This window comes from Neisseria sp. DTU_2021_1001991_1_SI_NGA_ILE_055 (assembly GCF_032342915.1).
Lineage (GTDB): Bacteria > Pseudomonadota > Gammaproteobacteria > Burkholderiales > Neisseriaceae > Neisseria.
In genome coordinates this window covers 496,356-510,016 of the sequence record NZ_CP135440.1, presented here as the reverse complement: position 1 = coordinate 510,016, position 13,661 = coordinate 496,356, and the positions used below count along the sequence as shown (strand labels likewise).

Sequence of the window (13,661 nt, the reverse complement as noted above, 5' to 3'; positions counted from 1 at the left end):
GTCTGAACATTTCAGACGGCCTTGGAGCTTTGTTTCAAAACAAACCAAATGCAAATTTAGCTTCTGGTTTGTTTCGCCCCCCGGATTACATGGTTTCTGTGAACGTACGGGTAATCACGTCAAGTTGTTGTTCGCGGGTCAGTGAGTTGAAGCGAACCGCATAACCGGACACACGAATAGTCAACTGCGGATATTTCTCCGGATGATGCATCGCATCTTCCAAAGTCTCGCGATTCAATACGTTGACGTTCAAGTGTTGGCCGCCTTCCAAAATACCGTCTTCATGGTGGAAATAACCGTCCATCAGACCGGCAAGGTTGCGTTCGCGGGAATGCTCGTCTTTACCCAACGCGCCAGGAATAATAGAGAAGGTATAGGAAATACCGTCTTTGGCAAATTCAAATGGCAGTTTGGCTACGGAAGTCAATGAAGCGACTGCACCGTTGACATCACGGCCGTGCATTGGGTTTGCACCCGGACCAAACGGAGCGCCTGCACGGCGGCCGTCTGGAGTATTACCGGTTTTCTTACCGTAAACAACGTTGGAGGTAATAGTCAGTACGGACTGAGTCGGAGTGGCGTTACGATAAGTTTTGTGGGTGGCCACTTTTTTCATGAAGCGTTCCACCAAGTCGCAGGCGATGTCGTCCACGCGGTCGTCGTTGTTACCGAATTGTGGGTATTCGCCTTCGATTTCAAAATCAACGGCAATACCGTTTTCATCACGAATCGGTTTCACTTTGGCGTATTTGATGGCGGACAATGAGTCGGCTGCCACAGACAAACCGGCGATACCGCAAGCCATCGTACGTTTCACGTCACGGTCGTGCAACGCCATCAATGCGGCTTCGTAGCTGTATTTGTCGTGCATGTAGTGAATAATGTTCAGCGCGGTAACGTATTGGGTTGCCAACCAATCCATGAATTTGTCCATGCGCTCAAAGACAGTGTTGTAGTCCAAAACTTTGTCCATAATCGGCTCGGTTTTCGGACCAACCTGCTCTTTAGATTTCTCATCCACGCCACCGTTGATTGCGTACAACAGGGTTTTCGCCAAGTTGGCGCGAGCGCCGAAGAACTGCATTTGTTTGCCGACCACCATCGGGCTGACGCAGCAGGCAATGGCGTAGTCGTCGCTGTTGAAGTCAGGGCGCATCAAATCGTCGTTTTCGTATTGGATGGACGAAGTATCGATGGATACTTTGGCGCAGAATTCTTTAAAGCCTTGCGGCAGTTGTTCTGACCACAATACAGTAATGTTCGGCTCTGGAGACGGGCCCATGTTGTACAGGGTGTGCAGCACGCGGAAGTTGGTGCGGGTTACCAAGGTACGGCCGTCCAAGCCCATACCGCCGATGGATTCGGTTGCCCAAATCGGGTCGCCGGAGAAGAGTTGATCGTATTCGGGCGTACGCAGGAAACGAACCATACGCAGTTTCATCACCAAATGGTCAATGAATTCTTGCGCTTGGGTTTCGGTAATTACGCCGTTTTTCAGGTCGCGTTCGATATAAATATCCAAGAAAGAAGACACACGGCCGAAGGACATCGCCGCACCGTTTTGAGATTTAACGGCAGCGAGGTAGGCAAAGTAAGTCCATTGGATGGCTTCTTGTGCATTTTTTGCAGGGCCGGAAATGTCGTAGCCGTAAGAAGCCGCCATTTCTTTCATTTGACCCAAGGCTTTGTATTGTTCGTTGATTTCTTCGCGGCGGCGGATGACTTCTTCCAAGTCCACACCGTTTTCCAAATCGGCTTGCAGTGAGTTGAACTGGTTGAGTTTGTCTTTCATCAAGAAGTCGATACCGTACAATGCAACACGACGGTAGTCACCGATAATACGGCCACGACCATAAGCATCCGGCAGGCCGGTAATCACGCCTGATTTACGGCAGCGGCGGATGTCGGGAGTGTAAACGTCAAATACGCCTTGGTTGTGGGTTTTGCGGTATTTGGTGAAAATTTCGCTGACTTCGGGATTCAATTCAACGTTGTACACTTTGCACGCGTCTTGCACCATTTTCAAACCGCCAAACGGCATGATGGAGCGTTTCAAAGGCTCGTCTGTTTGCAGGCCGACGATGGTTTCCAAATCTTTGTCGATATAGCCTGGAGCATGGCTGGTAATGCCGGAGACGATTTGTGCGTCGATTTTATACGGCTCGTGTGTACGGTTTTCAACCTTGATGCCTTCCATCACTTCCGCCCACAGCTTGGTTGTGGCTTCGGTTGCAGGCGCTAAGAATGAAGCGTCGCCCTCATATGGCGTGTAGTTTTTTTGAATAAAATCGCGGACATCTACGTTGGTTTCCCAGTTGCCACCGACAAAACCTTCCCAAGCGGCAGGACGTTGCTGAACATCATTTGACATATCAAGCTCCTAATTTTATTGAAAATATAGACTGTAAATTTTCTGAAAGGATAACATCAATACCCATTTATTTACAGGGGTTTTTGTGAAATAAAATTACAGATTTGGTTTTTCTTGATTTACGTCAATGAGAATAATTGTTACTTGGCACTACATCTCACTTTCCAAACATTCGTACTTAAAAACAGCGTAAAATACAAAATTCATCCCTGAAAACAGGTGTTCTTCAGGGCTGATTTTTTATTGCATTGCATATATAAAGGCCGTCTGAAAAATTCAGACGGCCTTTATTCACTTCATCAATTAAGCAAACGGATGGTGCAAAACAATGGTTTCTTCACGGTCAGGACCGGTTGAAACAATGGCCACAGGCGCACCGCAAACTTCTTCAATACGTTTCAGGTAAGCTTTAGCGTTTTCAGGCAGCTTGTCGTACTCTTTCACGCCGAAAGTCGACTCGCTCCAACCCGGCATGGTTTCGTAAATCGGTTTGCAGGTTTCCACCGCGTCAGAGCCGCAAGGCAGAATGTCGGTTTTGCTGCCATCAGGCAACTCATAACCTACGCAGATATTGATGTTTTCAATACCGTCCATCACGTCCAGCTTGGTAATGCACATGCCGGAAATGCCGTTAACTTGAATGGAGCGTTTCAACGCAGCCGCGTCAAACCAACCGCAACGACGCGCACGACCGGTTACGGAGCCGAACTCATGACCGCGCTCAGCCAAGCCTGCGCCCACTTCGTCAAACAATTCAGTCGGGAATGGGCCGGAACCCACGCGGGTGGTATAGGCTTTAACGATACCCAAAACGTAATCCAGCATTTGCGGGCCCACGCCTGCACCGGCTGAAGCGGCACCAGCCAAGCAGTTGGAGGAAGTTACAAACGGATAAGTACCGTAGTCGATATCCAGCAACGTACCTTGCGCGCCTTCAAACAACAGACTTTCGCCTTTGCGGTTTTTCTCGTTCAAAACACGGGAAACATCGGTAATCATCGGCGTAATGCGCGGTGCAACTTTTTCAATGACCGCCATCACGTCTTCAACTTTTACCGGCTCGGCATGGTGCAGGTGTTGCAACTGAACGTTGTAATAAGCCAAAACAGCTTCCAGTTTTTCAACCAGTTTTTCAGGGTGCAACAAGTCCACCACGCGAATCGCACGACGGGCAACTTTATCTTCATAAGCCGGGCCGATGCCGCGGCCGGTTGTACCAATCTTGCTTTTACCGCGTGAAGCTTCGCGTGCTTGATCAAGCGCAATGTGGTAAGGCAGAATCAATGGGCAGGTCGGCGCAATTTTCAGACGGCCTTCAACGTTTTTCACACCGGCGGCGTTCAATTCGTCGATTTCACCCAACAATGCTTCAGGAGAAACCACGACACCCGAACCGATAAAGCAGTCCAAAGTCTCATGCAAAATGCCGCTTGGAATCAGGCGCAAAATGGTTTTTTTGCCGCCGACGACCAAAGTATGGCCGGCATTGTGGCCGCCTTGGAAACGTACAACACCGCTGGTTTCTTCCGCCAGCCAGTCAACAATCTTACCTTTGCCTTCATCACCCCATTGGGCACCGATTACGACAACATTTTTAGCCATAGCTATCTAACCTTATTTCAGATACAAAATTTCAAAATAAAACTCAATCATTCAAATCGATTACTTTCCAAACGCCGTCCATTTGTTTCAGACGGCCTGTAACCTCTTCCGAACCGTTGTAGCCGATACCGTAATCGATAACGACACATTGTCCTTGTTCGCGCAAAGCATCTACCGCTTCTTGAGCCGCAGGCATGTCTTTGACATCAACCGCCACCACGGACTCCCGTCCGATAGCGGGAAGGCGGCCGATAAAGCTGCGCAAATCAAAACTGAATCCGGCAGCCGGACGCGCGCGTCCGAAGTATCCACCCAATCCGTCATAACGGCCGCCGCGTGCCACGGCATCATAAAGATTTGAACCATAGGCTGCGTAAAGCAAGCCGGTATGGTAATTGTCAACGCGCAATTCCGACAAATCGATATGCACTTTTTGATTTGGGAACGCATCGCATACGGCCTGCAATGCATCCAGCGCCGCACTGACTGCGGATAATTCAGGTAATTTCTCACGGGCCAAAGTCAGCACTTCGCGACCGCCGTACAGTCGAGGCAACAGTGAAAACGCTTTTGCCCACATGCCGTCGAGTTTCCATTCTTTGACCAACTGGCTGACAGCCTCGGCATCTTTGTCCTGCATCAATGACAACAAAGTTGCCGATTTCTGCTCATCCAAATGCGCGGCATTTGCCAATGCGCGGAATACGCCGATATGACCCAGCGAAAGTAAAACTTCGCCCATATCGGCAATCTTCATGCTTTTCAGCATCAAATCAATCAATTCAATATCCGCTTTAATACCTTCCAAGCCGTACATTTCCGCACCGGCCTGCAAAGGCTCGCGCATATTGAGCAATCCGTCAGGCCGCGCATGAAGCACTGAACCGGCATAGCACAAACGGTTGATGCCTTGATTGGCGGAAAGCAAGTGAGCATCAATGCGCGCCACCTGCGGCGTAATATCCGCGCGGATACCGAGCTGGCGGCCGCTGAGCTGATCGACGACCAAAATGGTTTTTAAAGACAACCCGGCATCGATATGCGTCAATAAGGAATGGCTGTATTCCATCAACGGCGGCTGCACCAATTCGTAACCATGCACGCGGAACAAAGCCAACAGCCGCTCACGGGCGCTTTCCAATTGTCGCGCATTGGTCGGCAATACGTCGGCGACGTGTTCAGGAAGCTGCCAAGACTTCATGAGAATCTACCTCTGTTTTTTGTAAACACAAAGGGCTGCTTAAATTTAAAACCAAATCAGCCTGACGACTGAAATTTTCCTGAATGCATCGACGGCACATCCGATGCGGCTTCAACAAAACTGATTTTAAATTTAAACAGCCCCTGAGTGACGGCTTCAAACCGTCGAGTTATTAAAATCAGACTTTACCATATTAAAACAAATTTTGCACCCTGTTTGCAGGAAACGTAAAAAAACATTAAAAACAAAGGCCGTCTGAAAACCAAATGCATAGATGCATCATTTTCAGACGGCCTTATTCATGCCTGAACAACCCGACGCTTAACGCCAGTAACGCCACCAAGGCATATCGTCAGATCGCCATTCGTGTTGCAAGAACGGACTTTGCGGGAAGTTGGTTTCCAAAACGCGGCGCGTATCGGCGGCCAGTTGCGGCTTGTCCAGTTTTTTGTACGCCAATTCCATCATCGCCAAAGCTTCTTCGACATAACGGGTATTTTGGTAACGGCTGACGATTTTTTGCGCACGGTTGGCCGCTGCAACATAAGCACCGCGTTTCATGTAATAACGCGCCACAGACATTTCGTTACCGCCCAAAGCGTCCACCAGCTTGGCCATGCGTTCGGTTGCATCGGCAGCGTATTTGCTGTTTGGATAACGTTGCACCAGCTCGGCAAACGCCTGATAAGCATCGCGGTTGGCTTTCGGGTCGCGGTCAGACCAGTCTTGGGAAGCCAGCTTGTTCAAGAAAGACTGGTCTTCGTTAAACAGGACCAAACCTTTCAAGTACAGCGCGTAGTCCATATTCGGATGTTGCGGATGATGGCGTTGGAAACGCGCGATGGCAGCCAAGGCTTTTTCCGGCTCATCGTCTTTATAATAGGCATACGCCGTATCCAACTGGGACTGCTGTGCATAGCGGCCGTTTGGAAAACGGGATTCTAAAATTTCGTATAACTTGACAGCTCGCGTATAATTGTTGCTGTTCAACTCGTCTTGCGCTTCGGCATAAAGCTTTTCCACACTCCAATCTTGAGTAATTTGGGCGTCTTTATCGATTGTGCCTTTATTTGCGCAGGCACTCAGTGCCAAACCTAAAGAAACTACTAAAAGAATTTTTTTCATGCAGAATACTTCCTTTGATAACGAAGCCGATTATAGCGATGATTTAGACTTTCCGTCATCCCCCGAAACAGAAAGTTGTGTTAATTTGACCGTTCCGCTCGAAATGGCGGGCGGAAGGCTGGATGCCGTATTGGCCAAACTCATGCCCGACTACTCGCGCAGCCGCCTGAGTTCGTGGATTAAAGAGGGTGCAGTCATTGTAAACGATAAGCCCGCTCAACCCAAAGACAAAATGATAGGCGGTGAATTGATTGCCGTTACGGTACGTCCGAGCGAAGAAAACCTCGCGTTCACGCCCGAACCGATGGATTTGAACATCATTTATGAAGACGATACCGTCATCGTCATCAACAAACCGGCCGGATTGGTCGTCCACCCTGCCGCAGGCAACTGGAGCGGCACCCTGCTCAACGGCCTGCTGGCGCACTGTCCCGAATTAAGCCAAGTGCCGCGTGCGGGCATAGTACACCGTTTGGACAAAGAAACCAGCGGCCTGATGGTGGTCGCCAAGACCCTGCCGGCACAAAACTCACTGGTTCAACAGCTTCAAGAGCGCACAGTCAAACGCATTTACCGCGCAATCGCCAACGGCATCGTTCCTTTTGACGGCAAAATCGAAACCCAAATCGGCCGCGATCCGCACAACCGCCTGAAAATGGCAGTCGTCAAATTCGGCGGCAAACCTGCCATCACCCACGTCAAAGTGTTGGAACGTTATCTGGCACACAGCTACATCGAATGCTCGCTCGAAACCGGCCGCACGCACCAAATCCGCGTCCATATGCGCGAAGCCAACCATCCGCTGGCCGCCGACCCTGTTTACGGCAACCTGCGCCACCCGTGCAGCGACGCGGTTAAAGAAGCCGTCAAAGCCCTCGGAGCGCGCCAAGCCCTGCATGCCTACCGCTTGAGCTTTGTCCATCCGAAAACCGGTGAAACCGTTTCTTTTGAAGCGCCTATGCCTGACGATATGTACCACCTGCTTTCCGTCCTACGTCTGGAAGCCGGTTTGGATTCGTCTTTAAGTAATGAGGAAGAATGGCAGGAGAAATTCGGCACGGACGATGACGACGATTGGAATGAAGACGACTACGATGTCGAAGTCGTTTATGTAAGGGATTAAACCTATTTTTCAGACGGCCTAAAATATTATTTGAGGCCGTCTGAAATCAATCCGTTCCAATATTTCAGCGATTCAAAGATTTTATGAAAACCATCACAGAAACCCTAAACCTCGCCCCCCAAGGCAAGAACTTTTTGACTGCCGACTGGCCTGCCCCTGCCAATGTTAAAACGCTTATTACCACGCGCAACGGCGGTGTCAGCGAAGGCGTGTACCGCAGCCTGAATGTCGGTTCGCACGTCGGCGACAATCTGCAAGCCGTGCTCCGCAACCGTGAAATCGTGCAGGAACAAGTCGGCCTGCCCGTTGCCTACCTCAATCAAATCCACAGCACCATTGTTGTGAACGCCGCCGAAGCGTTGGGCAATACGCCTGACGCCGATGCCTCGGTGGATACGACGGGGACAGTCGCCTGTGCTTCAATGACTGCCGATTGCCTGCCCGTCTTGTTTTGCGACAAAGCAGGGACGGTGGTTGCAGCGGCCCATGCAGGTTGGCGCGGTTTGGCCGGCGGTGTTTTGCAAAACACCATTGCGGCAATGAAGGTCGAGCCTTTGGAAATCATGGCCTATCTCGCCCCTGCCATCGGCCCTGATGCGTTTGAGGTGGGACAAGATGTATTTGATGCGTTTTGCACACCCATGCCGGAAGCTGCCGATGCGTTTGAAGACATCGGCAGCGGCAAATACCTTGCCGACATTTATGCTTTGGCGCGCATGGTTCTGCACCGTGAAGGCGTGAACATGATTTATGGCGGCACCCATTGCACCGTCTTGGAACGCGATACTTTCTTCTCCTACCGCCGCGATGGACAAACCGGCCGCATGGTCAGCCTGATTTGGTTGGAAAAATAAGATTTGCGCCATCAAAGACAAGGCCGTCTGAAATACTTTCCGTTTACGGTTTCAGACGGCCTAAACATTATTCGTTATAATCCGACGATACCGTAACCGGTTTCAACGAAGGAATATCCAATGAAAAAAATCCTATTGCCCGCACTCGCCCTATTGCTTGCCTCTTGCGGTTTCCACCTGAAGGGTACAGGCGTGACTTCTCAGCCGCTGCCTTATCAGAACTGGCATGTAGAAGGCGGAGCCGTCATGCAAAAAGCGCTGGAAAATGCCTTACGCCGTGCCGACGGCCATCCGGTTAGCGAAGCCGAATCACAAATCACCCTGCGCGTTGTCGACTTCCAAAAACGCCGCGATATCTACACCATCACCCGCGCCGCCGCGGTCAACGAATACCTGCTGGCCATGACTGTCAAAGCACAAGCCTTCCGCAACGGCGAGCCGGTTGGCGAACCGATGGAAATTAAGGTTCACCGCACCATGGACTACGCTGACAGCGAAATTTTGGGCAAACAGGAAGAGGAAGAAACCATTTGGTCTGAAATGCGCATCGACGCCGCAGATCAAATCGTCCGCCGCCTGACTTTCCTGAAAGCGCAATAATGGCTGCCGCGCCCATTGAGAGCCTGCGCCCCGATACGCCGCTCAAGCCGTTGTACATCATCCACGGTGAAGAGGATCTGTTGCGCATCGAGGCTTTGGATACGCTGCGCGCAGCCGCAAAAAAACAAGGTTATCTCAACCGCGAAGTCTATACCGCTGAAAACAATTTTGACTGGAACGAGCTGTTGCAAAGCGCCGGCAGCGCAGGTTTGTTTGCCGATTTGAAACTGCTGGAAATCCATATTCCCAACGGCAAACCCGGCAAAAACGGAGGCGATGCCCTGCAAGCCTTCGCCGAACGCCTGCCCGAAGATACGGTTACGCTCATCCTCCTGCCCAAGCTTGAAAAGGCGCAAATCCAGTCCAAATGGTTTTCCGCATTGGCAGGAAAAGGCATCGTCTTAGAAGCCAAAGCCGTTGCACCACATGCTTTGCCGCAATGGATACAGGGCCGTCTGAAACAGCAGGGTTTGGACATCGAACCTGAAGCACTCGCCCTGTTTGCCGAGCGCGTCGAAGGCAATCTTTTGGCCGCCCGTCAGGAAATCGAAAAACTCGCCCTGCTCCACCCAAAAGGCCATTTGATCAATATTGCCGACGCAGAAGCCGCGGTTGCCACCGTCGCCCGCTTCGACGTATTCCAACTGGCAGGCGCATGGATGAAAGGCGATGCCCTGCGCGTTTCCCGTTTACTGGACGGTTTGGAAGAAGAAGGCGAAGAGCCGGTTTTGCTGTTGTGGGCGGTTGCCGAAGACATACGCACCCTAATCCGCCTGACTGCCGCACTCAAGCAGGGACAAAACATCCAAAGCCTGCGCAACAGCCTGCGTTTATGGGGCGACAAACAGACCCTTGCACCGATGGCGGCCAAACGCATTTCCATCAACCGCCTGCTCGACGCGCTCAAAACCTGCGCCAAAATCGACCGCATCATCAAAGGTGCGGAAGATGGCGATGCATGGACCGAGTTCAAACAACTCGTTACCTCGCTGGCCGCTTGAAAACCGTTGCCACGCGTCAAGAAACTTGCACGTAATACGCCCCAAAAACAGAAAATACTGTAAAATAGCGTAAACTCAAATTCAGGCCGTCTGAACCTCGCATTTCAGACGGCCTCTTCCAGCAAAAAACAAGGAAACACCAACCGTATGGATAATAAAACCAAACTTCGCATCGGCGGCCTGGCCCTGCTAACCACTGCCGTATTAAGCCTCATCATCGTTCTGATCGTCGATTCATGGCCGCTGGCCATCCTGTTGGCCGTCATCATCGTGGCCGCTGCCGCAGGCGGTTTCGTTTGGACTTCGCGCCGTCAGCAACGCCAATTCCTCGAGCGCCTGAAAAAATTCGACATCGATCCGGAAAAAGGCCGTATCAACGAAGCCAACCTGCGCCGTATGTACCACAGCGGCGGCCAACATCAAAAAGACGCAATTACCTTGGTTTGCCTGTCGCAAAAATGTTCCGTTGACGAAGCGCACGCCATCTTTAAAAAACGTCCGACCCGTCAGGAAATGAACCAAATGGCTGCCCAACAAGCACGCGGTCAAAAACGTCCACATCGCTAATCCCGACAGTAACAGGCCGTCTGAACATCCCACTCCGTTTCAGACGGCCTGTTTTTATTGCCATCAAACCCATTTCCGTTTCCATCGCATTATGACCCGTCTTCCCACCGCCTCACTCAAACGCCGCCTCGCCGCACTGGTTTACGAACTTCTGCTGACCGGAGCCGTGACCAGCATTGCCGCCCTTGCAGCAGGTATTGTCGCCATCTTTCTCAATCCCGTTTCCACGCGCCTGTCCATGCTGGCAACCTGCCTGATTCTGTTCTACGCATGGTGGCTCTACTTCCGCGCCAACTGGCACAAAAAAGGCCAAACCCTCGCCATGCAGACATGGAAAATCGGTTTGGCCGATAAAAACGACACTCAGCCATCCCTGCCGCAACTGCGCCTGCGCTTTATTTGGGCCAGCATTTTTATTGTTTTCATCCCCCTGCTTGCCTACGCCGGATTGCGCCATCTGCTCAATATCCCGCCCAAAGGCGCATTCGGCGCCGCGCTCATTTGGCTCATCCTGCCATGGGGCTTCGCCCTGTTCCATCCCGACCGCCAGTTCCTCTATGACTTCTTGGCCGGAACAAGGCTGGTGGATTTAAATCAGAAGAAAACAAACGAATAAAATTCGCAAGCATCTCAAGCTCTAAATAAAATAAAGGCCGTCTGAAACTCAAGATACGTTTCAGACGGCCTTTAATCATAACATCAAGCGATGATTATTCTTGCCAACGTTTGAACACCAGCGAAGTATTGACGCCGCCAAAAGCAAAGTTATTGCTGACCACATAATCGGTTTGAATCTCACGTCCGCCTGTTTGAATGTAATCCACCTTACCGCAACGTGGATCGATGTTTTCCAAATTGACGGTCGGCGCAAACCAGCCGCTGTTCATCATTTCGATAGTAAACCAGGCTTCCAATGCGCCGCACGCGCCGAGTGTATGGCCAAGATAGCTTTTTTGCGAACTCATAGGCACAAAACCAAACACCGCTTCAGTCGCTAATGTTTCGGCAATATCACCTTTTTCGGTCGCCGTACCGTGGCCGCTGACATAGCCGACTTTATCAGGCGTAATACCGGCATCTTTCAGCGCAAGCTCCATACATTTTTGCATGGTTTCTTTTTGCGGCTGGGTAACGTGGCTGCCGTCGCTGTTGGCACCGTAGCCGACAAGCTCGGCATAGATTTTCGCACCGCGCGCACGGGCGTGTTCCAATTCTTCCAATACAAAAATGCCTGCGCCTTCGCCGATGACCAAGCCGTCTCGAGCGTTGTCGTAAGGGCGCGGCGTCAGTTCGGGTTCACCGTTGCGGCGGCTGGCGGCATAAAGTGAATCGAATACATACACTTCGGACGGACAAAACTCTTCGCCGCCGCCCGCCAGCATCATATCAATCAGGCCGTATTTAATCGCTTCGTAAGCATAACCAATGCCTTGGCTGCCCGAAGAACACGCGCTCGAAGTCGGGATAATGCGGCCTTTCAAACCGAAGAAAATGCCGATATTGGCGGCAGTCGTATGCGGCATCATGCGCACATAAGTATTGGCGTTGAAATTGCGCGATGTGCCGGTGAGCAAAAGTTCGCCCATATCACCGATGTCTTTGGTACTGCCGACAGACGAACCGCACGCCACGCCCATACGACCGTCTGTAATGCTTTCATCACCCAGCAAACCCGCATCCGTCAAGGCTTGTTCCGCCGCATCGACACACAAATGCGACACGCGCCCCATGCTTCTGAGCTGCTTGCGCGTCCAGTGCTCTGGAGAGGAATAGCCTTCAATCGGTGCACCCAGTTGCGCTTCCAATTCAGGAAAGCGTTCGCTCCAGTCCATGTGTTTGACTGCGTTTTTTTCGGCTTTAAAGGCCGTCTGAATACTTTGCCAATCACGGCCGAAGGCGGTAATACCGCCGATACCTGTTACTACGACTCTTCTGGTATTCAACACAAACCTCCGTTCACAGCAATCACTTGGCGCGTAATGTACGCCGCTTTTTCATCCATCAAAAAACGCACCGCATGCGCCACTTCTTCCGGCAATCCCATGCGTGCGGCAGGGACGGCCTTTAAGATTTCTTCGACAGGTACGTTCTCATCGATAATATCGGTATCGATAAGGCCCGGTGCCACGCAGTTAACGGTAATTTTTCGTTTTGCCAATTCAACCGCCAAAGCTTTTGCCGCGCCGATCAAGCCCGCTTTGGACGCGCTGTAATTGACCTGACCGCGGTTGCCCGTCAAACCGGACACCGATGCCATGCACACAATCCGTCCGGCTTTGCGGCGGCGGATCATCGGCATGGTTAAAGGGTGCAACACATTATAAAAACCGTCCAAATTGGTACGCAGCACCAAATCCCAATCATCATCTGTAAACGCAGGAAACGCATTGTCGCGCGTCAGGCCGGCATTCAGCACCACGCCGTAATATGTGCCGTTTGCCTCAATGTCGGCAGTCAAAATTTCTCGGCAGGCTTCGCGGTCGGACACGTCAAACTGCAACACGCGTGCATTTCTACCCAATGTACGGATTTCTTCCGCGACAGCTTCCGCTTCATCGCGGCGGCTGCGGCAGTGGACGACAATATCAAAACCGTCCTGCGCCAAACCGAGTGCGACGGCTTTGCCGATACCGCGATTAGACCCTGTAATTAAAATAGTTTCACTCATACGTTTTCTCACTATATCGACAGGCCGTCTGAATCTTTGTCTTTTCAGACGGCCTTGTAAACGGTTTAAATGACTTGACCGTCTTTAGGACTGTACACATTTAAAGAGGCTTTTGCCAGCAAACCGTCTGGCGGCAACAGAGGCTTCACATCTTCCGGCGCGTCCGTCCAGCGCAACTCACAATCAAATACACCCATGCCGCCCAAATCCTGAATGGACACATGCGCCCTGACTTCCAGCTCAGTACCGACAGGCACGGAATCGGCAAACAAATCCAGCTTGCGCGTTCCCAATAAAAAACCCAAGCGTACAGGCTCTCCGGCCTTTAAAGCCTCAATGCCTGCAAACGCGCCTATGCCCTGCGCCATCAATTCCATATAAGCCATAGACGGCAACACGCCGTCCTGCAGCAAAATATGCTTGTCGCCAACCGGCGCACGGCAAACCGTGTAGTCATCGCCAAATTCTTTCACACAATCGATAAGCACCATATGTCCGCTGTGAGGAAGCAGCGAAGCTACATCATAAATCGGGGCACTCGGTATTGAA

At 51.3% G+C, this 13,661-nt stretch carries 13 protein-coding genes; 6 read left to right on the top strand and 7 right to left on the bottom strand.

The genetic code is table 11. The annotated features are described in order from the left end of the window. Positions 1 to 85: 85 nt before the first annotated feature. The 4 genes from pflB to RRV97_RS02390 form a co-directional block, all read right to left on the bottom strand. Positions 86 to 2,371 carry a formate C-acetyltransferase gene (pflB, locus tag RRV97_RS02405; protein ID WP_315611857.1) on the bottom strand — a complete coding sequence of 762 codons (2,286 nt, stop codon included), beginning with the start codon at positions 2,369 to 2,371 and terminating at the stop codon, positions 86 to 88. A 303-nt stretch (positions 2,372 to 2,674) separates the two neighbouring features. After that, positions 2,675 to 3,973, bottom strand: coding sequence for an adenylosuccinate synthase (locus RRV97_RS02400; protein ID WP_314589926.1), 1,299 nt, complete (start codon positions 3,971 to 3,973; stop codon positions 2,675 to 2,677). A 43-nt stretch (positions 3,974 to 4,016) separates the two neighbouring features. Continuing rightward, positions 4,017 to 5,174, bottom strand: coding sequence for an ATP phosphoribosyltransferase regulatory subunit (locus RRV97_RS02395; RefSeq protein WP_315611856.1), 1,158 nt, complete (start codon positions 5,172 to 5,174; stop codon positions 4,017 to 4,019). Between the two features lie 321 nt (positions 5,175 to 5,495). Beyond that, positions 5,496 to 6,299 (bottom strand): outer membrane protein assembly factor BamD, encoded by an 804-nt coding sequence (locus tag RRV97_RS02390; protein ID WP_004519923.1) that lies wholly within the window; start codon positions 6,297 to 6,299, stop codon positions 5,496 to 5,498. Between RRV97_RS02390 and rluD the strand changes: the two genes are divergently transcribed. From rluD to RRV97_RS02360, 6 genes are all read left to right on the top strand, one after another. After that, positions 6,298 to 7,422, top strand: coding sequence for a 23S rRNA pseudouridine(1911/1915/1917) synthase RluD (rluD, locus tag RRV97_RS02385; RefSeq protein ID WP_308111717.1), 1,125 nt, complete (start codon positions 6,298 to 6,300; stop codon positions 7,420 to 7,422). The genes RRV97_RS02390 and rluD overlap by 2 nt on opposite strands. Positions 7,423 to 7,505: 83 nt before the next feature. Continuing rightward, the gene (gene pgeF / locus RRV97_RS02380) at positions 7,506 to 8,276 is read left to right on the top strand and encodes a peptidoglycan editing factor PgeF (protein WP_315611855.1); all 771 of its coding nucleotides are present in this window, start codon (positions 7,506 to 7,508) and stop codon (positions 8,274 to 8,276) included. Positions 8,277 to 8,396: 120 nt separating this feature from the next. Then, the gene (gene lptE / locus RRV97_RS02375) at positions 8,397 to 8,876 is read left to right on the top strand and encodes an LPS assembly lipoprotein LptE (protein WP_315611854.1); all 480 of its coding nucleotides are present in this window, start codon (positions 8,397 to 8,399) and stop codon (positions 8,874 to 8,876) included. Beyond that, positions 8,876 to 9,877: a DNA polymerase III subunit delta gene (gene holA, locus RRV97_RS02370; protein WP_315611853.1), complete on the top strand. Its 1,002-nt coding sequence runs from the start codon at positions 8,876 to 8,878 to the stop codon at positions 9,875 to 9,877. Before lptE ends, holA begins: the two co-directional genes overlap by 1 nt. Positions 9,878 to 10,024: 147 nt before the next feature. Continuing rightward, a complete protein-coding gene (locus RRV97_RS02365) occupies positions 10,025 to 10,444 on the top strand; it encodes a hypothetical protein (RefSeq protein ID WP_003746427.1) in 420 nt (139 codons plus the stop codon). A gap of 91 nt (positions 10,445 to 10,535) precedes the next feature. Further along, the gene (locus RRV97_RS02360) at positions 10,536 to 11,060 is read left to right on the top strand and encodes an RDD family protein (protein ID WP_315611852.1); all 525 of its coding nucleotides are present in this window, start codon (positions 10,536 to 10,538) and stop codon (positions 11,058 to 11,060) included. A 94-nt stretch (positions 11,061 to 11,154) separates the two neighbouring features. Here the strand turns inward: RRV97_RS02360 and RRV97_RS02355 are convergent, their stop codons facing one another. The 3 genes from RRV97_RS02355 to RRV97_RS02345 form a co-directional block, all read right to left on the bottom strand. Next, positions 11,155 to 12,390: a beta-ketoacyl-ACP synthase gene (locus RRV97_RS02355; protein ID WP_315611851.1), complete on the bottom strand. Its 1,236-nt coding sequence runs from the start codon at positions 12,388 to 12,390 to the stop codon at positions 11,155 to 11,157. Next, complete coding sequence (gene fabG, locus RRV97_RS02350) at positions 12,384 to 13,112, bottom strand: 3-oxoacyl-ACP reductase FabG (protein WP_003680817.1); 729 nt, start codon at positions 13,110 to 13,112, stop codon at positions 12,384 to 12,386. The genes RRV97_RS02355 and fabG overlap by 7 nt, the downstream gene beginning before the upstream one ends. A 65-nt stretch (positions 13,113 to 13,177) precedes the next feature. Continuing rightward, positions 13,178 to 13,603: a thioester dehydrase gene (locus RRV97_RS02345; RefSeq protein ID WP_410505877.1), complete on the bottom strand. Its 426-nt coding sequence runs from the start codon at positions 13,601 to 13,603 to the stop codon at positions 13,178 to 13,180. Positions 13,604 to 13,661 lie beyond the last annotated feature (58 nt).